Annotated in this window: 23 protein-coding genes and 1 other RNA gene; 6 read left to right on the top strand and 18 right to left on the bottom strand. The window is 66.7% G+C overall.

Annotation, left to right across the window (positions count from 1 at the left end; translation table 11 throughout):
* Positions 1-4: 4 nt before the first annotated feature.
* From HR9077_RS10640 to rsmI, 7 genes are all read right to left on the bottom strand, one after another.
* Positions 5-1,372, bottom strand: a complete 1,368-nt coding sequence (locus HR9077_RS10640) for a UDP-N-acetylmuramoyl-tripeptide--D-alanyl-D-alanine ligase (RefSeq protein WP_136066981.1) — start codon at positions 1,370-1,372, stop codon at positions 5-7.
* Complete coding sequence (locus HR9077_RS10645) at positions 1,372-2,910, bottom strand: UDP-N-acetylmuramoyl-L-alanyl-D-glutamate--2,6-diaminopimelate ligase (protein WP_136067290.1); 1,539 nt, start codon at positions 2,908-2,910, stop codon at positions 1,372-1,374. The genes HR9077_RS10640 and HR9077_RS10645 overlap by 1 nt, the downstream gene beginning before the upstream one ends.
* A complete protein-coding gene (locus tag HR9077_RS10650; protein WP_136066982.1) occupies positions 2,910-4,625 on the bottom strand; it encodes a peptidoglycan D,D-transpeptidase FtsI family protein in 1,716 nt (571 codons plus the stop codon). The genes HR9077_RS10645 and HR9077_RS10650 overlap by 1 nt, the downstream gene beginning before the upstream one ends.
* Entirely contained in the window at positions 4,622-4,897 is a 276-nt protein-coding gene (ftsL, locus tag HR9077_RS10655) for a cell division protein FtsL (protein ID WP_244613155.1), read from the bottom strand. Before ftsL ends, HR9077_RS10650 begins: the two co-directional genes overlap by 4 nt.
* A 56-nt stretch (positions 4,898-4,953) precedes the next feature.
* Positions 4,954-5,904, bottom strand: a complete 951-nt coding sequence (gene rsmH / locus HR9077_RS10660) for a 16S rRNA (cytosine(1402)-N(4))-methyltransferase RsmH (protein ID WP_136066984.1) — start codon at positions 5,902-5,904, stop codon at positions 4,954-4,956.
* A 32-nt stretch (positions 5,905-5,936) separates the two neighbouring features.
* Positions 5,937-6,295, bottom strand: an RNA gene (gene rnpB / locus HR9077_RS10665) — RNase P RNA component class A.
* Between the two features lie 35 nt (positions 6,296-6,330).
* On the bottom strand, positions 6,331-7,185 hold the full coding sequence (rsmI, locus tag HR9077_RS10670; protein WP_136066985.1) for a 16S rRNA (cytidine(1402)-2'-O)-methyltransferase: 855 nt from the start codon (positions 7,183-7,185) through the stop codon (positions 6,331-6,333).
* 145 nt (positions 7,186-7,330) lie between these two features.
* Between rsmI and HR9077_RS10675 the strand changes: the two genes are divergently transcribed.
* Genes HR9077_RS10675 through HR9077_RS10690 form a run of 4 tightly spaced genes read left to right on the top strand, consistent with a single transcriptional unit; the run spans position 7,331 to position 10,697 of the window.
* Entirely contained in the window at positions 7,331-9,145 is a 1,815-nt protein-coding gene (locus HR9077_RS10675; protein ID WP_136066986.1) for a penicillin-binding protein activator, read from the top strand.
* Complete coding sequence (locus HR9077_RS10680) at positions 9,126-9,500, top strand: YraN family protein (RefSeq protein ID WP_136066987.1); 375 nt, start codon at positions 9,126-9,128, stop codon at positions 9,498-9,500. The genes HR9077_RS10675 and HR9077_RS10680 overlap by 20 nt, the downstream gene beginning before the upstream one ends.
* 22 nt (positions 9,501-9,522) lie before the next feature.
* Entirely contained in the window at positions 9,523-10,116 is a 594-nt protein-coding gene (locus tag HR9077_RS10685; protein WP_136066988.1) for a phosphoheptose isomerase, read from the top strand.
* A 5-nt stretch (positions 10,117-10,121) separates the two neighbouring features.
* Complete coding sequence (locus tag HR9077_RS10690; RefSeq protein WP_136066989.1) at positions 10,122-10,697, top strand: BON domain-containing protein; 576 nt, start codon at positions 10,122-10,124, stop codon at positions 10,695-10,697.
* Positions 10,698-10,785: 88 nt separating this feature from the next.
* On the opposite strand, the gene HR9077_RS10695 is transcribed toward HR9077_RS10690, so the two are convergent.
* The 8 genes from HR9077_RS10695 to zapE form a co-directional block, all read right to left on the bottom strand.
* On the bottom strand, positions 10,786-11,280 hold the full coding sequence (locus HR9077_RS10695; RefSeq protein WP_136067291.1) for a ClpXP protease specificity-enhancing factor: 495 nt from the start codon (positions 11,278-11,280) through the stop codon (positions 10,786-10,788).
* A gap of 58 nt (positions 11,281-11,338) precedes the next feature.
* Positions 11,339-11,965 (bottom strand): stringent starvation protein SspA, encoded by a 627-nt coding sequence (gene sspA, locus HR9077_RS10700; protein WP_136066990.1) that lies wholly within the window; start codon positions 11,963-11,965, stop codon positions 11,339-11,341.
* Positions 11,966-12,087: 122 nt separating this feature from the next.
* A complete protein-coding gene (locus HR9077_RS10705) occupies positions 12,088-12,843 on the bottom strand; it encodes a cytochrome c1 (protein ID WP_136066991.1) in 756 nt (251 codons plus the stop codon).
* Positions 12,840-14,090, bottom strand: a complete 1,251-nt coding sequence (locus HR9077_RS10710; RefSeq protein ID WP_136066992.1) for a cytochrome b — start codon at positions 14,088-14,090, stop codon at positions 12,840-12,842. The genes HR9077_RS10705 and HR9077_RS10710 overlap by 4 nt, the downstream gene beginning before the upstream one ends.
* Entirely contained in the window at positions 14,090-14,716 is a 627-nt protein-coding gene (petA, locus tag HR9077_RS10715; RefSeq protein WP_136066993.1) for a ubiquinol-cytochrome c reductase iron-sulfur subunit, read from the bottom strand. The genes HR9077_RS10710 and petA overlap by 1 nt, the downstream gene beginning before the upstream one ends.
* A 213-nt stretch (positions 14,717-14,929) precedes the next feature.
* Positions 14,930-15,319, bottom strand: a complete 390-nt coding sequence (gene rpsI, locus HR9077_RS10720; protein WP_136066994.1) for a 30S ribosomal protein S9 — start codon at positions 15,317-15,319, stop codon at positions 14,930-14,932.
* 13 nt (positions 15,320-15,332) lie between these two features.
* Positions 15,333-15,761 carry a 50S ribosomal protein L13 gene (gene rplM / locus HR9077_RS10725; RefSeq protein WP_136066995.1) on the bottom strand — a complete coding sequence of 143 codons (429 nt, stop codon included), beginning with the start codon at positions 15,759-15,761 and terminating at the stop codon, positions 15,333-15,335.
* A 147-nt stretch (positions 15,762-15,908) separates the two neighbouring features.
* A complete protein-coding gene (gene zapE, locus HR9077_RS10730) occupies positions 15,909-17,096 on the bottom strand; it encodes a cell division protein ZapE (protein ID WP_136066996.1) in 1,188 nt (395 codons plus the stop codon).
* Positions 17,097-17,292: 196 nt separating this feature from the next.
* Between zapE and HR9077_RS10735 the strand changes: the two genes are divergently transcribed.
* Positions 17,293-17,742 (top strand): Z-ring associated ZapG family protein, encoded by a 450-nt coding sequence (locus HR9077_RS10735; RefSeq protein WP_136066997.1) that lies wholly within the window; start codon positions 17,293-17,295, stop codon positions 17,740-17,742.
* A 139-nt stretch (positions 17,743-17,881) separates the two neighbouring features.
* Here HR9077_RS10735 and HR9077_RS10740 read toward each other — a convergent pair whose 3' ends face one another.
* Positions 17,882-18,640 carry a Nif3-like dinuclear metal center hexameric protein gene (locus HR9077_RS10740; RefSeq protein ID WP_136066998.1) on the bottom strand — a complete coding sequence of 253 codons (759 nt, stop codon included), beginning with the start codon at positions 18,638-18,640 and terminating at the stop codon, positions 17,882-17,884.
* A gap of 112 nt (positions 18,641-18,752) precedes the next feature.
* Here HR9077_RS10740 and HR9077_RS10745 point away from each other — a divergent pair, with 112 nt between their 5' ends.
* Complete coding sequence (locus HR9077_RS10745; RefSeq protein WP_136066999.1) at positions 18,753-19,994, top strand: Do family serine endopeptidase; 1,242 nt, start codon at positions 18,753-18,755, stop codon at positions 19,992-19,994.
* Positions 19,995-20,069: 75 nt separating this feature from the next.
* Here HR9077_RS10745 and hisD read toward each other — a convergent pair whose 3' ends face one another.
* Together hisD and hisG are read right to left on the bottom strand one after the other, a co-directional pair.
* Positions 20,070-21,401, bottom strand: coding sequence for a histidinol dehydrogenase (gene hisD, locus HR9077_RS10750; protein ID WP_136067000.1), 1,332 nt, complete (start codon positions 21,399-21,401; stop codon positions 20,070-20,072).
* A 45-nt stretch (positions 21,402-21,446) separates the two neighbouring features.
* Complete coding sequence (gene hisG, locus HR9077_RS10755; RefSeq protein WP_136067001.1) at positions 21,447-22,103, bottom strand: ATP phosphoribosyltransferase; 657 nt, start codon at positions 22,101-22,103, stop codon at positions 21,447-21,449.
* Positions 22,104-22,134: the final 31 nt, after the last annotated feature.

A 22,134-nucleotide genomic window follows, 5' to 3' on the forward strand; every position in this document is an offset into this window, starting at 1 on the left:
GTGATCACCTTGATGTGTCGGCGCGCAATTCGGCGACGAGTCGTTCCATGCCGGCGCTGCGCGAGCCCTTGATCAGCACACTGGCGCCGGCCGGCAGATGCGCATGGGCATAGCGTGTCAGCGCCTCCCAGTCCGCGAAGTGACGGCCATCGGCGCCGAAGGCACGAACCGCCGGTTCGGCTTCGGCGCCCAGCGTGCCGAGAAAATCGATCCCCAGGGCACGCGCGTAATCGCCGACGTCGGCGTGCCACGTTGCCGATTCGTCGCCGAGCTCGCCGATCGCCCCCAGAAAGCACCAGCGCGGCGCGGGCAAGGTGGCCAGCGTATCGAGCGCCGCCTTGACGGCGCCGGGGTTGGCGTTATAGGTATCGTCGAGCAGACGGCAACCCCGCAGGCCGTCGCGCATCATCAGCCGCCCGGGGGTCGCCGTGACCGCCTCCAGGCCCGCCAGGACGTCGGACTCGGCGACATCCAGCGCCAGTGCAGCGGCGCCGGCGGCCAGGGCGTTACGTACGTTGTGCAAGCCCATCAGCTGAAGCTGCACGGTTCCCACCGCCCGGTCGTCGTAGACGAGCGTGAAAGCATAGCGTCCCCAGCGGTCGCAGACCAGATCGCGAGCGTTGACCCGCGCGCTTCCGGTGAGCCCGAAGTCGATGATACGGGCCTCGGCGACCAGCGCGCGCCAGAAGGGAAAGAACCGGTCGTCACGGTTGAGCACCGCCGTGCCGTCGGCACTCAGCCCGGCGAGAATCTCGGCCTTGGCCTGGGCAATGTGCCCCAGGCCGCCGAACTCGCCGACATGCGCCCCCGTGACGTTGGTGATCACCGCCACCCGGGGGCGCGCGAGCATCGATGTCCAGGCGATCTCGCCGAGATGATTGGCGCCCAGCTCGACCACCGCCTGACGATGAGCGGGCTCGAGCCGCAACAGCGTCAGCGGCGCACCGATGTCATTGTTGAGATTGCCCTGCGTCGCCAGGGTACTGCCGCGTCGTTCCAGAATCGCCGCGAGCAGCGCCTTGACGGTGGTCTTGCCGCTATTGCCGGTGATCGCCGCCAGGGGGCCGCCCCAGGCCCGACGACGCGCCTGCCCCAGTACACCCAGCGCCAGCCGCGTGTCGGCGACCGCCAACTGCGCCAAGGGGTCGTCGACGGGCCGCGATACCACCGCGGCAACCGCCCCCGCCTCGCGCGCCCGGGCGAGATAGTCGTGGCCGTCGAAATGCTCGCCGCGCAACGCGACGAACAGATCGCCAGGCTGCAATTGCCGCGTGTCGGTGGTGATCGCCGCCACTCGCGCGGACGCCTCGGGTACCTCGCAGCCCAGCGCCGCAGCGACCTCGGCGAGCGTCTCCAGACCGCATCCGCTCATCACGCGCCCTCCTGCCAGCGGCCCAGCGCCGTCTCCGCGCAGGCGCGGTCCGAGAACGCCAGCCGTTGGCCCTGGATCTCCTGATAGTCTTCGTGCCCCTTGCCGGCGATCAGGATCACATCGTCGGGGCCCGCGGCCTCGATGGTGCGCACGATCGCCCGCTCGCGGCCGGCGACACACCAGGCCGACGCGCGGGCCGGCTCGCTCATGCCGGCGAGAATCTGCGCGCGGATGCAGGCGGGGTCCTCGCTGCGCGGATTGTCGTCGGTCACCACCCAGCGATCGGCATTGGCTTCGACGGCCGCGCCCATCAGCGCGCGCTTGCCGCTGTCGCGGTCGCCGCCACAACCGAATACACACCACAGCCGACCGGCACGATCGCTGTCGCCGTCGTCGCGCCCGGGCAGGTGGGCGCGCAGCGCCTCGAGGGCATGACGCAGCGCCTCCGGGGTATGCGCGTAATCGACGACCACACTCGGCGCCCCGGGACGGCTCAGGCACTGCATGCGCCCGGGCACCGGCGCGAGACGCTCGGCCGCCGCGCACAGCGCGTCGAGATCCTCGCCCAGCCCCATCAGCGAGGCCATCGCCAGCAGCACGTTGTCGAGGTTGAAGCGCCCCATCAACGACAGTTCAAGCGCGCGTTCGCCATCGGGGGTGGCAATCAAGGCACGCTGACCGCTGGCATGAGGCAGCCAGTCCAGCACCCGCAGGGTGGTGGCCTCCTGGGTACCGCTGGCCAGCACGCGCACCTCGGGCGCCAGTCCGGCCAGCATCAGCCGGGCCAGCGGGTCGTCGCCGTTGACCACCGCCAGTTTCAGCTCCGGGCGCCGGAAGAGGCGCGCCTTGGCGGCGGCATAGGCCGCCATGCTGCCATGATAATCGAGATGGTCGCGGCTCAGGTTGGTATACACGGCGGCGGCGAGGCGACAGCCGTTGAGGCGTCGCTGCATCAAGGCATGCGACGAGACCTCGATCGCGACCCGCTCGACGCCGCGCTCGGCCATCTGCCCGAGCGCGGCCTGCAGTTCCAGCGCACCCGGGGTCGTCTGGCCGCTGTCGACCAGCTCACCGGGGCGCCCCCAGCCCAGCGTGCCGACGACGCCGGCCGGATGGCCCAGCGCCTCGGACAGCGCGGCGATGTAATGGGTGACCGAGCTCTTGCCGTTGGTGCCGGTCACGCCAAGCAGGGTCAGCGAGTCGGGCACCTCGAACAGCAGCCGACCGAGTTCGCCGAGACGCTCGCCAAGGGCCGGCAGCCAGGTGATTCGCTCGGCCTGCTCGACGCCCTCGGCCTGGTCGGCATCGGCCAATGTCCAGACGGCACCCGCCGCCCGGGCCTGGGCGATGAAGCGACGGCCATCGACATTCACGCCGGGCACGGCAACGAACAGCGTCGCGTGCGGGCAGTCGCCGATGGCCCGGCTATCGAGACACAGCGCCAAGGGTGCGTCGTCGTCGGCAAGCCCGGGCAAGCCGGCGGCTTCGGGCCACAGCTCGCTCAACGCCCGGGCGAGTCGTGCCTGCGTCGTGGTGATCACTTGAGGGCCTCCTTCTTGTCGGGCAGGACGTCGAGCAAGCGCAGCGCCTTGCCGGCCACGCGACTGAATACCGGCGCCGCGACCAGGCCGCCGTAATACTCCTGGCCCTTGGCGTTGTCGATCATCACCACCGTGACGATACGCGGGTCGGAAACCGGGGCGATGCCCGCAAACAGGGAACGGTAGGCCGTTGTCTGGTAGCCGGTACTCGCGACCTTGCGCACGGTGCCGGTCTTGCCCGCGACACGGTAGCCTGGAACCATGGCCCGCGCCCCGCCGGCGCCGGGCTGGACGATCCTCTCCAGCATGCCCAGCAGGTTGTCGGCGACCTGCGGCTCGATCACCGGCTTGCCCGATGGATCCTGACCGTCGAGCTTGAGCAGCGACGGTGACAGTTGCCGGCCCTGATTGGCGATCGCCGTGTAGGCGCTCGCCAGCTGTAGCGCGGAGACCGCCACCCCATAGCCATAGGCCATCGTCGCGCGCTTGCTGTCGGACCAGTTGTAGGGGGCCGGCAGGCTGCCGGTGGACTCGCCCGGGAAACCGGTCTCCGGCGCCTGCCCCAGGCCCAGCTCGCGGTAACGCTGCCAGATGGCGTCCTCGGGCAATTGCAGCGCGACCCGCGACATGCCGACGTTCGACGAGTGCAACAGGATCCCGCCCATGTCCAGCTTGCCGTAGTTGCGGAAATCGTTGATCGTGTACTGGTCGACTCGCATGTAGCCCGGCGAGGTGTCGACCACCGTGTCCGGCGAGAACTGGCCGCTTTCCAGGGCCGCCGACATCGCCAGCGGCTTCATCACCGAACCCGGTTCGAAGGCGTCGGTGATCGCCTGGTTACGCAACCCCTCGATGTCCAGATCGGCCCGGTTGTTGGGGTTGTAGGATGGCGCGTTGACCATCGCCAGAACTTCCCCGGTCCGGGCGTCCATCATCACCAGGGTACCGCCGTCGGCGTTGTGTTCGTCGACCGAGGCCTTGAGCTCGCGATAGGCCATGTACTGCAGACGCAGGTCGATCGACAGGGTCAACTCGCCGCCCGGCTTGGCCTCCTTGATCAGATGCAGATCGCGCACCAGACGCCCCTTGCGGTCCTTGAGCACGCGCCGCTTGCCAGGGGTGCCGGTCAGGTAGCTGTTGTAGGCCAGCTCGAGCCCTTCCTGGCCGCGGTCGTCGACGTTGGTCACGCCGACCAGCTGCGCGGTGACCTCACCGGAGGGGTAGTAGCGCTTGTACTCATGCTGGGCATAGACGCCGGGCACATGCAGGGCGGTGATCTTCTGCGCCGCGGCCGGGGTCATGCGACGCCGCAGATACATGAATTCGTGCTCGGCATAGCGTTCGATACGCGCGTTGAGCTCGTCGAGCCCGATTCCCAGCGCACGCGCCAGCATCATGCGCTGGATATCGTCGCTGGGCAGCTCCTGGGGATTGGCCCAGAGGGTAACCACCGGTGTCGAGATCGCCAGCGGGTCACCATGGCGATCGCTGATCATGCCGCGATGGGCGTCAATGGTCTCGACCCGCAGGGTGCGGGCGTCCCCCTGCCCCTGGAGGAAGACCCGATCGAGCACATGCAGGTCGACGATGCGTCCGACCAGCACCGCCATGGCGACTATCAGCACCACCAGCATGAAGCGGAAACGCCCGCTGCCCAGCGGAGCGACCTCGGCCCGGGTCGGGCCGCCCCTGTTGCCGGAGCGCTGACTCATGGCCGAATGATCTCGATCTGCTCGAGGTCGGGAACGCGCATCTCCAGACGCTCGGCCGCCAGGCGCTCGATGCGCGATGGCGCCGACCAGGTGCTCTCCTCGAGCAACAATCGCCCCCAGACGGTCTGCATCTCACTCTGCTCGGCCTCGAGGTGCTGCAACCGGGCGTACTGCACCCGCGTCAGGTGTGCGCTGGCGATCACCGCCAGCGCACTGGCCAGGACCAGCCCCACCAACCCGGCAATCGACAGATAACGCCAGCTGGGTTTCACAAGCCGTGCCCATGCGGAAGGCGGGGTGTTCGAGCGACCCTGTACCATGCGTCTCCTCAGGCGATCTTCCGCGCGGCGCGCATCACCGCACTGCGCGCGCGGGGATTTTCCTCGATTTCAAGGCTGCCGGGACGACGGGCCTTGCCCAACGGTTCGAGTCGACGCTTGAGCTGATCATCACGAATCGGCATGCCGCGCGGGAGGTGCGTATCGCCACGCGCCTGATCGCGAATGAAGCGCTTGACCCGGCGATCCTCCAGCGAATGGAAGCTGATCACCACCAGGTGGCCACCGGGCGCCAGCGCGTCGAGGGCGGCATCGAGGGCGGCATCGAGCTCGTCGAGTTCGGCGTTGAGATGGATACGCAGCGCCTGAAAGGCCCGGGTCGCCGGATGCTTGCCCTTCTCCCAGGCGGGATGCGCGGCTTTTAGCAGTTCGGCCAGCTCCACGGTGCGGGTGATCGGCGCTTCGCGGCGCCGCTCTACCACCGCCCGCGCCAGGCGCCTGGCGAAGCGCTCCTCGCCGTAGGTCTTGAAGACCCGGGCGATCTCGCTCTCGCTGCTGCGTGCCAGCCAGCTGGCGGCGCTTTCGCCACGGGTCGGATCCATGCGCATGTCCAGCGGCCCATCGCGCAGAAAACTGAAACCGCGCTCGGGATCGTCTAGCTGCGGCGAGGAGACGCCGACATCCAGCAGGATGCCGGCCAGCTGGCCGTGAACGGCCTGACCACGGGCGACGTCCCCCAGGCGGCTGAAGGTGTCGGCATGGATCGAGAAGCGTGCGTCATCGATATCAGCCGCCGCCGCCAGGGCATCAGGGTCGCGGTCGATCGCCAGCAACCGGCCCTCGGCGGACAGGCGGTCGAGAATCGCCCGCGAATGCCCGCCGCGGCCGAAGGTACCGTCGAGATAACACGCATGGGGATCGTTGATCAGCGCCTCGATCGCGCCATCGAGTAGGACGCTGGCATGCTGATGAGCGGGCGAGGACGTGACGCGTTGCGACATGCGGGACTCGATGACGGTGACGGAAAATTGGGCTTGGGAGTCGGCCGGTAAGCCGGGTTCTGTCGAGGACAGCCATTCATCTAGGCTCAGCGTCACCACTGAGCTCAAGCGACCTACCCGCCCCCCACTGCGGGCCACAGCGTCGGGGGCCTATTCGGTCTTGCTCCGGGTGGGGTTTACCGTGCCACGCACTGTTGCCAGGCGCGCGGTGCGCTCTTACCGCACCCTTTCACCCTTGCCGGCAGCTTACGCTGCTTAGGCGGTCTACTCTCTGCTGCACTTTCCGTCGGCTCACGCCGCCCAGGGGTTACCTGGCACCCTGCCCTATGGAGCCCGGACTTTCCTCCCCCGGGACTCGATGAGTCCCGGCGGCGACTGTCTGGCCCACTCCCAAGCGCGCAAGAATAGCAGTGTGGCGCCACCCCCTCAACCGTCGGCCTGAAGCGACATCGCCCGGGCATACCAGGCCTTCTTGCGCCCGCCCAGCAAACTGGCCGCCACCGCCGCGGCCTGCTTGACGCCGACCCCCTCGGCCAGCAGGACACGCAACAGCGTCTCGCCTTCGACCCAGGCACCTTCGGTCTCTGTCGGCGGCGCCCCGGCGACCATCACCACGAACTCGCCGCGCGCCTGGTTGGGGTCGCTCTCGAGCCGTTCGAGCAGCCTCGTCGCGCTACCCTCCAGGTAGGTCTCGAAGGTCTTGGTCAGCTCGCGGGCGATCACGATGCGCCGCTCTCCGAGCAGCGCCTGCATGTCCCCCAGGGTGGCCTGGATACGGTGCGGCGACTCGTAGAACAGCCAGGTTTCAGCACGCTCGGCGAGTTCCTTGATGCGCGCGCGGCGCGGCCCGCCCTTGGCCGGCAGGAAACCGGCGAACAGGAAGCGATCGGTGGGCAGCCCCGCCGCCGACAGCGCCGCAACCAGCGCGCAGGGCCCGGGGATCGGCACCACCCGATGACCGCGCTCCCGCAAGGCACGCACCAGCACGAAGCCGGGGTCGGCGATCAGCGGCGTGCCGGCATCGCTGACCAGTGCCACGTCGTCGCCGGACTCCAGCCGGGAGAGGAGCTGCTCGACGCGCTGGGCTTCGTTATGCTCGTGCAGGGACACCATGGGCCGCTCGATGCCCAGATGGTTGAGTAGCCGTGCCGTATGGCGGGTATCCTCGGCGGCGATCAACGCCACCTCCGCCAGGGTCCGCTGTGCCCGCGGGCCAAGGTCATCGAGATTACCAATCGGCGTGGCCACCACGTACAATGTGCCACTGTTAGACTCGGTCATGTGTCGTCACCCGGACGTCAAGATCAAACGGCCGCCAGCCAGGACGGCGTTCCGGCAGCAAGCGGTTCGAGCGGCTAAAGACAAGCGGAGTCGGTGCTCGATCGACCATGGCCGGCTCCGCCCGATACAAGGAAATGGAAAACGTATGGACAAATCGCTGCGACGCCTGTGCGGTGTCGGCCTCGTTGCCCTAGTGATGTCCGGCTGCGCCAGCCAACGTTCGCCGATGGAAGGGCTCCGCGGGCAGCAGGCGCCCAGCGAACTGCTGAGCCAGGCCGAGCAACAGAGCGGCCCGCAGGCCGCCCAGACCCGCCTACAGGCCGCCGATATCCTAGCACGCCGCGGCGATGCCGCGCAGGCGCTGCAGGTAGCGGGCAACATCGACGCCGCCGCCCTGCCCGGCGAAGCCCGTGTACAGTGGGCCTTGCTGCTTTCGCAACTGGGTCTCGACCAGCAGGATGGCCGCAGCGTCATCAAGGCAACCGAGCTGCTCGACGAGGATCTCCCCCTGTCGCGCGATGCAGCGCTCACGCTGCGCCAGCGTCGCGGCCTGGCCCTGGGCATGGTGGGCGAGCCGCGGGCCGCGGCGAGCACCTTGATCGCGCTCCAGGCGGAACAGGCGCCATTCGATCTCAACGACGACATCTGGCGCCAGCTGTCGCGGCTTCGCGGCGCGGGGCTGGAGGCGGTCGCCCGGCAGGGGCAGCTCGCCCGCGGCTGGGTCGAGCTGGTCGAGCTGCAGCGGCGCAATGGCAGCGATATCGCCCGGCTGTTTGCCAAGCTCGACCAGTGGCGTGCCCGGAATCCCAACCATCCCGCCGCGCGCCGACTGCCCGCCGACCTTCAGGCCCTGCGTGAACTGCGCGGCCAGGACGTGCGGCGCATCGCCGTCTTCCTGCCCGAGAGCGGCCCGCTGGCGAATGTCGCCGCGGCGCTGCGCAAGGGGATCGAGACGCGCCACATGAACGCGCTTGACCAGGGCGAGCAGACCCCGCAACTGACGTTCTACGACACCAGCAGCAACCCCATCGAGGCACTCTACGCGCAGGCGACCCTGGCCGGCGCCCAGGTGGTCCTCGGCCCGCTGAACAAGGACACGGTGACCGACCTGGAGCAACGCCCCAGCGTGCCGCTGCCGACCCTGGCGCTGAACTACGGCACCTCGGCCAGCAACCGCGCCGACGATCTTTTCCAGTACGGACTGTCCGCGGAAGACGAAGCCCGCCAGGCTGCGCTGCGCGCATCGCTCGACGGCCATCGCCGGGCCGGCATGCTGGTGCCGGACAACGCCTGGGGCCAACGCGTCGCCGACAGCTTTCGCGGAGCCTGGCAGGCCCAGGGCGGCACGATCGCGGAACAGGTCAACTACAACCCCGAGGGCTCGGCCGCCAATGCGGTACGTCCACTGGCCAATCGTCAGCTGGACATGCTGTTCTTGCTCGCCCTGCCGCCCTTCGCCCGCCAGGTGCCACCGACCCTCGACTACTTCAATGCCGGCGACCTGCCGATCTACGCCACCTCGCACCTCTACGAGGGCGAGCCGCAGCCGCGGCTCGACCACGACCTGAACGGCGTTCAGTTCGTCGAGATTCCCTGGCTGATCCCAGAGGCCGCTGTCGGCGGCGCCGAGGCGCTGCCCTATTACGATAGCTACCAGGCACTGCATGACGGCAGCGACCCGGCGATTCTCAAGCTCCAGGCAATGGGTGTCGACGCCTTCGAGCTGGCACGTCGCGTTCCCTTGCTCAAGGTGGCCCCCGATACCGAATATTTCGGAGCCACCGGCGCCCTGCGCGCCGGCGACGATCACCGACTCGAGCGCATCCTGCCCTGGGCGAAGTTCAGCGCCGGCGTCCCCCAGCCGCCCTTGATCGGCATCCAGCAGACGGTGCTCGAACCCGGCGAGCCGGCGAACGAGACCGACGACTCGGCAGGCGGCGATGCCCGGGCCACGCCCTAGCGACGCCCGCGCCCGCGGCGCGCGCATCGAGCGGGCCGCCGAGGCCTGGCTGCAGAGTCATGGCCTCTCGCCGAGACATCGCAACCAACATGCCAAGGGCGGCGAGCTCGATCTGGTCATGCAGGAGGGCGATACGCTGGTTTTCATCGAGGTACGCCACCGCGCCGATGCGCGCCACGGCCACCCGCTCGAGACGGTGACCGCCGGCAAGCGACGACGGATCATCATGGCCGCGCGTTTTTATCTGCAGCGCAACGGGCTATCATGTCCCTGCCGCTTCGATGTGGTCGGTGTCACCGGCACTCCGCCGCAACTGGAGTACACTTGGGTGCGCGCCGCCTTCGACGCGTTTTGACCGCTACCGAACGTTGGATGACATGGATTTCCAATCACGCATTCTCGACCACTTCAATGCCAGCATCGACACCAAGACCTATGCCAGCGAAGTCTTGCCGCCGTTCATCGAGGTCGCCAGCCAGATGATGGTTCAGTGCCTGGTCAACGAAGGCAAGATTCTCGCCTGCGGCAACGGCGGTAGCGCAGGGGACAGCCAGCATTTTTCCTCGGAACTGCTCAACCGTTTCGAACGCGAGCGCCCCAGCCTCCCGGCGGTCGCCCTGACCACCGACACCTCGACGCTGACCTCGATCGCCAACGACTACAGTTACAACGAGGTCTTCTCGAAGCAGATTCGTGCCCTTGGCCAGCCCGGCGACATCCTGCTGGCGATCTCGACCAGCGGCAATTCGGCCAACATCGTGCAGGCGATCCAGGCCGCCCACGACCGCGACATGGCGGTGGTCGCGCTCACCGGCCGCGATGGCGGCGACATGGCGTCGCTGCTCGGCCAGGACGATTGCGAGATCCGCGTACCCGCCACCTCGACCGCACGCATACAGGAGGTCCACCTGCTGGCCATCCACTGTCTGTGCGATCTGATCGATGAACAACTTTTCGGCAGTAGCGAGTGACCAAAATGAAGAAACGTGTACTTACCCCCGCCCTGCTGGCCCTGTCCCTGGCCCTCGGCGGCTGCTCGGCCATCAACAGCGTCGCGACCCCGGCCCCGCAAGGCGAGGACTACAGCGCCCGCACGCCGGGCATGAAGGTCGAGGACGAGACCATCGAGTCGAAGATCCAGGACACCATGGAAACCACCGACGCGCGTCTCGGCGATGCCCGAATCGGCGTCAACAGCTACAACGGTGTCGTTCTGCTGTTCGGCCAGGTGCCCAGCCAGGAACTCAAGGATCTGGCCGGCCAGATCGCCCATGACACCCGCCAGGTTCGCCAGGTACACAACGAACTGACGGTCGCGGCCAATCTGCCGATGGGCCAGCGCATGAAGGACAACTGGCTGGAAACCAGCGCCCAGACGCAACTTGCGGCCAACGAGAACATCGACACCCGCCACCTCGAAGTGATCGCCGAAAACGCCACCCTGTACCTGATGGGAATGGTGACCCGCGACGAAGCCCAGCGCGTCGTCAATGTGGTTACCGGCATCGATGGCGTGCAGCGCGTCGTCAAGATCTTCGAGTACATCGACTGACATCGGCGAGGCGGCGGCAACCCGCCCACGAAAAAACGGGGTGGCCGTCGGCCACCCCGTTTTCATGTCCCATGACACGCTCGAGTCGTCACTTGATGACGCGCAGCGACGGCCGGCCCTTCTTCTGATCTTTCTGCGCCTTGCCATCGCCATTTTCCGGCGACGCTTCATCGTCGACCGCACCGGACTTGCCGTCGACACTTTCCAGATTCGGACGTTGCTCCTCCTCCGGTGCCGGGCTCTCCGACGCCTGAGCCTCGTACCCCGGCATCACCGGCTCATGGCCGAATACCATGCCGACGCCATTCTCGCGGGCGTAGATCGCGATCAGCGACTCGCCGGGCACGACCACCTGCATCGGATGGCCGCCAAAACGCGCATTGAAGGTGACCGCGTCGTTGGCCATGTTCAATTCGCGTACCGCGCCGGGCGCTATATTGAGGACGATCTGTCCATTCTGGACGAATTGCTCGGGGACCTGAACGCCTTCGCCTTCGGCGTCGACGACGATGTAGGGCGTGTGGTCGTTATCCAACAACCACTCATAAAGTGCCCGGGCTAGATAGGGACGGCTGGACAGCATGCGCATACCCCTCGGTAAAACGGGGCGCGACCGCCAGTAGCGATCACGCCGGGTGAATTCAGGTGCGCATCTCGCGCTCGGTTTCCGTCAGCGAGGCCTTGAACGCATCACGCGCGAACAGGCGTTCCATGTAACCGATCAGCGGCTTGACCTGTTTTTCCGGCAACTCGATATTGAGTGCGGGCAGCCGCCACAACAACGGCGCGAGACAGCAGTCGACCAGCGAGAACTCCTCGCTCATGAAGAAGGTCATGTCCTCGAAGATCGGCGAGATACCCACCAGGCTCTCGCGCAACTCCTTGCGGGCGCGCTCCGCATCCTTCTTGCTGCCCGAGAGTATCTCCTCCACCAGCGGGCACCACTCCCGCTCGATGCGATGCATCCACAGGCGGCTCTGGGCGCGTGCCACCGGGTAGACCGGCAACAGCGGCGGATGCGGAAACCGCTCGTCGAGATACTCCATCATCACCTTGGACTCGTAGAGCACCAGATCGCGATCCAGAAGCGTCGGCACGCTATTGTAAGGGTTGAGATCCGCCAGTTCCTCGGGACGATTTTCGTCCCCGACCTCGATAACGTCCACGGCGACCCCTTTTTCCGCCAGCACGATCCGTACGCGATGGCTGTAATGATCATCGCTGCCGGAGTAGAAGGTCATCGACGACCGCTTGGCCACTACACCCATGTAACACTTCCTCGCATCAGTTCGAACCCGAATGATAACACGACATGCCGGTTGCGAGAGCCCGCCACCGACAAGCCCGCCTCCCCTGCCAGCCATTTCACGATGGCGCGGTGCACCACCGGTCAATCGATGTCACGCCAATACTCACGCTTGAGCAGGTAGGCAATGAACGCGAAAACGGCGAGGAATGCCAGCACTTTCGGCGCCAGGCGGTGCGCCTGCAGCCGTGATGGCTCGGCCACGTAGCCGAGAAAGTTGCTGACATCCCGGATCCCTCGATCGAAAGCCTCGGGTGTCATGCTCCCCGCCTCGACCACCTGCAGCCTTCGGCAGGCATCGGCATCGTCTGCATCCGGGTCATATGCCCGGCCATCGGCACACATCCGGCGCTGCACGCCCTGCATCGATTCGAGCACAGGCGGCATCGCCACCCCCGGCAGGACGAGATTGTCCACGGCGCCATCCGGCCCACCCTGACGATAGAAGCCGTCCAGGAAGGCGTACAGCCAGTCACTGCCCCGCCGCCGGGCGGTGAAGGTCAGGTCGGGCGGCGCGACGCCCAGCCAATCCGCTGCCTGCTCGGCCGGGATGAGGCTACGCATCGGCCCGTGGAATTCGCCTCCCGGCGGCAACAGGCCACGCTCCTGCATCGCCTCCCGGGTCAGTTGCAGATCCTCGGCGGAGCGACTGTAACGCTGATACTCCAGCGAATGGCAACTTTGGCAATTATCGATGAAGAATTTCATGCCCCGCTGCAGCGATGCCTTGTCCTGCAGATCGGGCTGCATCGGATCGATCCGCGCCTCGCCGGCCGAGGCAGACGCAGACGCAGACGCCAGCGCCGTCGACAGCAGCATCGCGCCCAGGCACCGTCTCATCGCGCTCCCCCAGGCAACGGGAGACAACGTTCGTAGCGCGTATAGATCGGCATCAGTGCGAAACTGGCGAAGTAGACCAACGTGGCCAGTTGGGCCCAGGCCGGCCGCAGGTCGGTGGCAGGCAGGCTGCCCAATACGCCCAGGGCAACGAAAGAGCCGGTCGACACGCCCAGCATCACACGCGACGGCCAGCCCTTGAAGCGCATCGAGCGCACCGGACTGCGATCCAGCCAGGGCACCACGAAGAGCACGGCGATCGCCAGCGCCATGATCGTCGCCCCCCAGAACCGCGCGTCGAGACCGAACAGCTCGAAGGTGACGCCGCGCAGGATGGCGTAGAACGGCGTGACGTACCATGCCGGCCTGATATGCGTCGGGGTATGCAGCGGATCGGCGGGTTGCGTATTGGCGGGCTCCAGCAGGTAGCCGCCCCCCTGGGGAAAGTAGAACACCACCGTGCAGAAGATGCCCAGGAAGACCGCCACGCCGACCAGATCCTTGAGCGTATAGTACGGATGAAAGGGAATGCCATCGAGCGGCTTGCCCTGTTTGTCGGCAACTCGCTCGACGCCATCGGGGTTACCGGAGCCGACTTCACGCAGTGCCACCAGATGCAGGACCACCAGCCCCGCGATGACGATGGGCAGCCCGACGACATGCAGGGCGAAGAAGCGATGCAGCGTCACTCCGGAAACCACATGGTCGCCGCGTATCCACTGTGCCAGCTCGCCGCCGACCCAGGGTATCGTCGAGAACAGCGAGATCACCACTTCCGCCCCCCAGTAGGACATCTGCCCCCAGGGCAGCAGATAACCGGTGAAGGCCTCGGCGATCATCAGCAGGTAAAGCATCATGCCGAAGACCCAGACCAGCTCCCGCGGCGCACGGTAGGAGCCATACAGCAGACCGCGGAACATATGCAGGTAAAGCACCACGAAAAGCGCCGAGGCGCCGGTCGAATGGAGATGGCGAATCAACCAGCCGTAATCGACGTCACGCATGATCGCCGCCACGGAATCGAATGCGTCTTCGGCGGTCGGCGTGTAGCGCATGGTCAGCCATAGGCCGCTCAGCAACTGATTGAAGAGCACCAGCGTCGCCAGCGAGCCGAACAGATACCAGCCGTTGAGATTGCGCGGCACGCGATAGTCGCTGAAATGCTTGCGCCAGAGCCGGCGCGCGGGCAACCGCTCATCCAGCCAGCGCAACAGCCCGCCGCGCCCGCCTTTGCGCTCCGGCGCGGCCATCAGCCCGCCGCCTCGTCTTCACCGATCACCACGACCTGCTCGCTCTCGTAGCGATGAGGCGGAACGACCAGGTTGAGCGTCGCCGGCATGTCGCGGAAGACCCGGCCGGCAAGATCGAACCTCGAACCGTGACAGGGGCAGAAATAGCCCCCCGGCCAATCGCGGCCCGACCGATCGCGGCCCGACCGATCGCGGCCGAATTCGTCGACACCGGGCTCGGGGTGGAAATTGGGCGAGCAGCCCAGGTGGGTACAGACGCCGATCAGGACGCCGATCTCGGGTCTGATCGCCCGCAAGGCCCCCCCGGCATAACCGGGCTGCTGCGGGGCCCGCGAGTGTGGATCGCGCAGCCGTGCGGGGTCGAGATCGCGGGTGCGCGCGATCATCGCCGGGCTTCGCCGTATCACGGATACCGGCCGGCCCTGCCAGGCCAGCGTCAATTGCTGCCCCGCCGCGAGCTTGGAAATGTCCGCCCGCACCGGCGCACCGCCAGCACGAGCGCGGGCGCTGGGGCGCCAGTAGGCCACCAGGGGGATCGTTGCCGCGACGACGCCCACCGCCCCCATGACGCTCGTCGATGCCAGCAGAAAACGGCGCCGGCCGTTGTTAACGCCACTTTCCGCCACGCGCGCCCCCTCGAATGCCGGGGCGCGACATGCCGCCGCCCCGGGGCAGGATGAATGGCCCCAGATAGTAAAAAAACGCCTCGAACAAGGCAATTCCGCTCGCCTCATGGGCGCCGGGGTCGCGCGGTCGGAAGAAACGGCCGCGCCTGGATACCGACAAACAAAAACGCCCAGGCCGACCGGCCTGGGCGTTTCTCGGCAACGCTCGAAAAATCAGCGCTTGGAGAACTGCGGGCGACGACGCGCCTTGCGCAGGCCCACTTTCTTACGCTCGACTTCACGCGCGTCGCGCGTCACGTAGCCTGCTTCGCGCAGCGGCTTGCGGAACTCTTCGTTGTAGGTAAGCAGCGCCCGGGTGATGCCGTGACGGATGGCACCCGCCTGGGCGGAACCACCACCACCGGCGACGGTGATGTAGGCGTCGAACTGCTCACCGGTCTGGGTCAGTTCGAATGGTTGACGAACCACCATCTGCGCGGTGACACGGCCGAAGTATTCGCCGAGTTCGCGGTTGTTGACGGTGATCTTGCCGGTGCCCGGCTTGAGGAATACGCGGGCCGTGGAAGTCTTGCGGCGCCCGGTACCGTAGTACTGTTGTGACATGGCGAATTGTCCCTTAGATGTTCAGTTCTTGCGGCTGCTGCGCGGCATGCGGATGCTGGGTACCGGCGTAGACCTTGAGCTTGGTGTACATGGCACGACCCAGCGGGCCCTTGGGCAGCATGCCCTTGACGGCGGCTTCGATGACCCGCTCGGGGGCGTGGTCGATCATCTGCTCGAAGGACAGCGAGCGCAGGCCACCCGGGTAACCGGTGTGACGGTAGTAGTTTTTCGCTTGCGCCTTGTTGCCGGTCACGCGAACCTTCTCGGCATTGACGACGACGATATAATCGCCGGTGTCGACATGCGGCGTGTATTCCGGCTTGTGCTTGCCACGCAAGCGGCGAGCGATCTCGGTGGCCAGGCGGCCGAGCGTCTTGTCCGCAGCGTCGACGACATACCAGTCGCGCGTGACGGACTGCGGCTTAGCACTGAACGTCTTCATGGATTGAATCACCAATTGATGTATTGGGTCTCGCGCCAAAGCGCTCGACCATCCCTATTTTTCTTGGTTGTCAGCCGGACAGGCCGCCGACAACGGTTGAGCGAGCGCGCATTGTACATGAGCCGGTCGTTCAGGTTAAGAGCCCGATCACGGTTTGTGAGGCAATGCCAGATACTCCCGCGACTGCATCTCCTGCAGCCGCGAGAGCGTGCGCTCGAATTCGAAGGTCAGCGCCCCTTCGGGGTACAGCGACTCGATCGGCACCGCCGCCGACATCAACAGCTTGACGCCGCGATCGTAGAACTCGTCGACCATGTTGATGAAGCGCCGCGCCTGATCATCGCTGGTCCGGCCCAGTTGCGGAACGTCGGTGACCAGCACGCTGTGAAACTCGCGGGCCAGCTCGATGTAGTCGTTCTGGCTGCGGGGCCCATCGCAGAGCATCGCGAAATCGAACCACACCACCTCTTCGTGCAGGCGACGCGCCGTCAGGACACGACGATTGATCTCGACCGGCACGTCGCGTTCGCCCTCGCTGCCGGCGAGTTCCCGAAAGCTGCGCTCGAGGCGCTCGTCCGCTTCGGCATCGAGCGGCGCATGAAAGAGATCGACATGCTCGAGTGCACGCAGCCGGTAATCGACCCCCGAATCGACATTGACGACCTCGCAATGGCGCTTGAGCAGCTCGATCGCGGGAATGAAGCGCGCCCGCTGCAAGCCGTCCCTGTAGAGTTCGTCGGGAACGATGTTGGATGTCGTCACCAGCACCACCCCCCTGGCGAACAGGGCTTCGAGCAGGTTGGCCAGCATCATCGCGTCGGTGATGTCCTTGACGAAGAACTCGTCGAAACAGATCACCCGCGCCTCGCTGGCGAACTTGCCGGCGATCAGCGTCAACGGGTTCTTCTCGCCCTTGTAGTGCTCCAGCTCGTTGTGCACGCGCTGCATGAAGCGATGGAAGTGCGTGCGCATCTTGTCCGGAAACGGCAACGACTCGTAGAAGGTATCCATCAGATAGGTCTTGCCACGCCCCACGCCGCCCCAGAAATACAGGCCGGTGACATCCGGCACCGGCGGCACGTCGGGGGCGTCATCGCGCTTGCCGAACAGCCTGGCCACTCGCGTCTTGAGCCCGCCTTCGGCGCTGATCGGCGCCAGCGAGCGGCGCGGCGTGCTGACCAGGTCGTCATGCAGTCGCTGGAGATGCTCGACCGCGCGCTCCTGAGCGGCGTCGTACTCGAAGCCCGCGCGATCGAGATCGGCCCGGTAGCGGGCCATCGGCGCAAGCGCGGCGCCTGCGTTGGCGGTCGTCGAGGTAGGGGTAGTCGCGCACATGAACGTCAGGAATCTCCCGGCTGCAATCGGTAAACCGCTCATTATACGCACCCGACCTCCGCCGCGCATGACCCGTCGAGATAGCCGCGCCGCGTTGACCCGAAACGCGACCTGCCCCGTATAATGGACCGCGTCACCATAGACGGCTCGCTGAAGCGGGACGCCGTGGCAGCGGTTAGAGACCAAGGGGAACGACGTGTATCAAGGCAATATCGATTGGATCCTGGCGATCGCCAGCTTGTTGGCGGGCATCGGCATCGGCGTCCTGGGCTATCACCTGCTCAACGCCAATGTCGCCCGCAACCAGAAGACCCGTCAGCGGCTGGCCGAGACCGAGCTCGAACTGAGCCAGATGAAGGGCGTGCTCAACGATCACTTCGCCCGCGCGGCAGACCTGGTAACCAGCATTCAGCGTCAGAGCCATGAGCTCGAACAGCAACTCGCTCAGGGCGCCGATCAGCTGTGCGACGACCTGCAGATCAAGCGCCGCCTGAACGGCCAGAGCGAGGAGGAAGCCCCGACCGACAGCGACACGCCCCCGCCACGCGATTACGCCGACAATGGCCGCGGCACGCTGGCCGAGGACTTCGGCCTGCGCCAGCGCGACCAGACGACCGATTCCACGACGCCGCCGGTTCGCTACTGAACGCAGCGGCTTACGCGAGCTACCGCGTGGCTCGTGGCTCGTGGCTCGTGGCTCGTGGCTCGTGGCTCGTAGCTCGTAGCTCGTGGCTCGTAGCTCGTAGCTCGTAGCTCGTAGCTCGTAGCTCGTAGCTCGTAGCTCGTCAGGCAGGGTTGTCGATATCCACGAAGCGGTGCTCGACGCCCTGCTCGTTCGCCAGCCATTCGCCGAGCGCCTGGACCCCGTAGCGCTCGGTGGCGTGGTGACCGGCCGCGAAATAGCTGATGCCCATCTCGCGGGCCATGTGCGTCGTGCGCTCCGAGATCTCGCCGGAAATGAACGCATCCGCCCCCGCATCGGCGGCCTGGGCGATCATGTCCTGGGCACCGCCGGTACACCAGGCGACACGCCGAATCTCGCCCGAGTGACCGTCGATCACCGTCGGCTCGCGTTCCAGCACCGTCGCCAGGTGACGCCCCATGGCCTGCGTGTCCATCGCGCCGGTCGGCTCGCCCAGCCAGACCAGACCGTCCCCCAGCTCGCCGTCGGCGCATCCACGGACCCGGAAGCCCAGCCGCTCGGCCAGGCAGGCGTTGTTGCCCAGCGTGACGTGAGCGTCCAGCGGCAGATGATAAGCGAGCAGGTTGATGTCGTTGGCGAGCAACGTCGCCAGCCGTCGCCGCTTCATGCCGGTGACCGCCACCGGCTCGTTCTTCCAGAAATAGCCGTGATGGACCAGCAGCAGATCAGCCCCCCAGGCAACCGCCTCGTCGACCAGTGCCTGGCAGGCGGTCACCCCGCTCATCACCCTGGCGACCCGCTCGCGGCCGGCCACCTGCAATCCGTTGAGGGTGTAGTCCTTGAACTGCGCCGCGCGCAGCTCGGCGTCGCAGGCCTCTATCAGTTGGTCGCGTGCCGGCATGGCTCCTCCCGGGCATTCATGAAAAGGCGGTGATACACTGCCGCTATTGTAATGGCTGCACCCATTCGCTTCGAGGAGCGTGGCGCTGGCGGCCCTCGTTCAAGGATCGTACATGCGTCGCTTCGTGATGCCCCTTATCTGGCCCGTGATCAGCGGTGTTCTGCTGGCCGTCATCCTGCTCTACCAGTTTCCCGGCCTGCTGGGCACCGAAAGTTCCCAGCCGTCCACGAACACCGCGCCCCCCAGCGAGCCGACAGCCAGCGAGGCCCCGGGCGTCGCGACGCCCCAGGCCAGCGGCAACACGGCGGTCTCACGCCCGGCCCCGGATCTGCAGGAAGCCAAGCCGCTGTCCCGCAACGGCGGCACGGTCAGCTACGCCAGCGCCGTCGACAAGGCGGCACCGGCGGTGGTCAACGTCTACTCCTCGCGAGTCGTCGAGCGCGAACAGCATCCGCTGATGTCCGACCCCTTCTTTCGCCAGTTCTTCGGTGAGGACATGCCGCGACGTCAACGCCTGCTGTCGAGCCTGGGCTCGGGGGTGATCGTCAGCGCCGAGGGCTACATCCTCACCAACCAGCACGTGATTCGCGGCGCCGACCAGATCCAGGTCGCGCTGCGCGACGGTCGCGAGACGCTTGCCCGGCTGATCGGCACCGATCCCGAAAGCGACCTCGCCGTGCTCAAGATCGACCTCGAGGGCCTGCCGGTCATTCGACTTTCCGATTCGGAACAAGTGGCCGTCGGCGACGTCAGCCTGGCCATCGGCAACCCCTTCGGGGTCGGCCAGACCGTGACCATGGGCATCATCAGCGCCACCGGACGCAACCACCTGGGGCTGTCCGCCTACGAGGACTTCATCCAGACCGATGCCGCGATCAACCCCGGCAACTCGGGGGGCGCCCTGGTCAATGCCCAGGGCGCGCTGGTGGGCATCAATACCGCCATCTTCTCGCGCTCGGGGGGCTCCCAGGGCATCGGCTTCGCCATTCCCGCCAACCTGGCACGCGACATCCTCAGTCAGATCATCACCCACGGTCGCGTAATACGCGGCTGGCTGGGCATCGAGGTACAGGAGATCACCGCCAACCTGGCCACGTCGTTCGGCCTCAATGCCGCCCAGGGCGTCGTCATCGCCAACGTGGTGCCCGGCGGGCCCGGCGCCGAGGCCGGCCTGCAACCCGGCGACGTGATGACCGCCATCGATGGCAAGCCGATCATCGACCCCCGCGTGGCGATGGCCGATATCGCCGAGATCGCCCCGGGCACGCGGCTACCGGTGACCTATATCCGCGGCGGCGAACGCCATAGCGTGGAAGTCGAAGTCGGCGAGCGTCCACGACCGCAGCAAGCCTGAACCGGATTCCCCGCAATCGATCGGGCCCCACCGAAGCGGGGCCCGATTGAAACGGCACGCATCGCGCATTCGCCTCTACTCGTCGATACGGTTCTCCGCCGAGCGCGCATGGGCGGTCAGCGCCTCGCCACGCGCCAGCACCGAAGCGGTCCGCCCCAGCGTCGCCGCGCCTTCCGCGGAGCAGTGGATGATCGAGGAACGCTTCTGGAAGTCGTAGACCCCCAGCGGTGACGAGAAGCGCGCCGTCCCCGAGGTCGGCAACACATGGTTGGGGCCGGCACAATAATCGCCCAGCGCCTCGGCCGTGTAGCGTCCCATGAAGATCGCTCCGGCGTGGCGCACGCCTGGCAAGAGCGCCTCGGGATCGGCCACCGACAGCTCCAGGTGCTCGGGGGCGATGCGGTTGACCAGCGCCAGCGCCTCGTCCTGGTCGCGGCAGCGTATCAGCGCACCACGCGAGCGCAGCGAGGCACGCACGACCGGGGCGCGCTCGAGGGTCGGCAGCAGTCGCTCGATCGCCGCCTCGACGGCATCGAGGTGCGCTTCGTCCCAGCTCACCAGAATCGCCTGGGCATCCTCGTCGTGTTCGGCCTGGGAGAACAGATCCATGGCCAGCCATTCGGGATCGGTGCCGCCATCGGAGACCACCAGGATCTCCGAGGGGCCGGCGATCATGTCGATGCCGACCTGGCCGAACACCGCCCGCTTGGCGGTCGCCACGTAGATGTTGCCGGGACCGACGATCTTGTCGACCCGCGGCACGCTTTCGGTGCCATAGGCCAGGGCGGCGATCGCCTGCGCCCCGCCGATGGTGAAGACGTGATCGACCCCCGCCAGGTGCGCGGCGGCCAGGACCAGATCGTTGAGCACCCCGTCCGGGGTCGGCACGACCATGACGATTTCGCGCACGCCGGCGACATGCGCCGGGATCGCGTTCATCAACACCGACGAGGGGTATGCCGCCTTGCCGCCGGGAACGTAGATGCCGGCCCGGTCGAGCGCGGTGATCTGCTGACCCAGCACCGTGCCGTCGGCTTCGCGGTACTGCCAGGACTCGGGCTTCTGGTGGCCATGATAGGCACGGATCCGCTCCGCGGCGTGAGACAGCGCTTCGCGCTGGACGACGGGCAGGCTGTCGAAGGCCCGCTCGAGGCGTTCGGGGGTCAGGGTCAAGTCGGCGAGACTATCCGCGTCGAGACGATCCAGGTCGCGGGTCAACTCGACCAGCGCGGCGTCGCCGCGGGTGCGCACGTCCTGGATGATCCGGCCGACGCGTTGCTGGACCTCGGCGTCGGAAACCCCTTCCCAGTCGAGCAGGGCCTCCAGCAGCGGATCGAAGTCGTCATCCCGGGTATCCATCCGGGGCATCTTGAAGGTCTCGGCACTATCGGTAAGGGTATCGGCCATGGTGCGAATCTCGTCTGTCGGCGCTCGACGGGCAAGCGCCGGGGATCAGTAAACCGGGGCGTCTGCGCGGCGTTTCCCGACGGCTTGTCGCAGGCGCTCGATCAGCGGCTTGAGACGCTCGTGCTTCATGGTCATGGCGGCCTTGTTGACGACCAGCCGCGTGCTGATGTCGGCGATCAGCTCGCGCGGCTCCATGCCGTTGGCGCGCAGCGTATTGCCGGTGTCGACGATATCGACGATCTCGTCGGCCAGATTCATCAGCGGTGCCAGCTCCATGGCGCCATAGAGCTTGATGACCTCGGCCTGAATGCCCTGCTCGGCATAGTAGCGTCGGGCGACATCGACGAACTTGGTCGCCACGCGACGCCGCGCATGGCGAGCCTGCGCGCCGGTGACGCCGGCGGTCATCAGGCGACAACGGGCGATCTCCAGATCGAGCGGTTCGTAGAGCCCTTCGGCACCGTGCTCGAGCAGCACGTCCTTGCCGGCGATGCCCAGGTCGGCGGCGCCCATCTGCACATAGGTGGGCACGTCGGTGGCGCGGATCACCACCAGCTTGACGCCTTCCAGGTTGGTATCGAACAACAGCTTGCGGCTCTTGCCGAGATCCTCGCTGGGCACCACCCCGGCATCGGCCAGCAGTGGCAGCGTCTCGTCGAGAATGCGCCCCTTCGACAGGGCGAGTATCAATTGCTTTGACATGGCGACTTCGGTTCCAGGTGTTTCGAGGCGG

Source organism: Modicisalibacter radicis, from assembly GCF_900961225.1.
GTDB lineage: Bacteria > Pseudomonadota > Gammaproteobacteria > Pseudomonadales > Halomonadaceae > Modicisalibacter.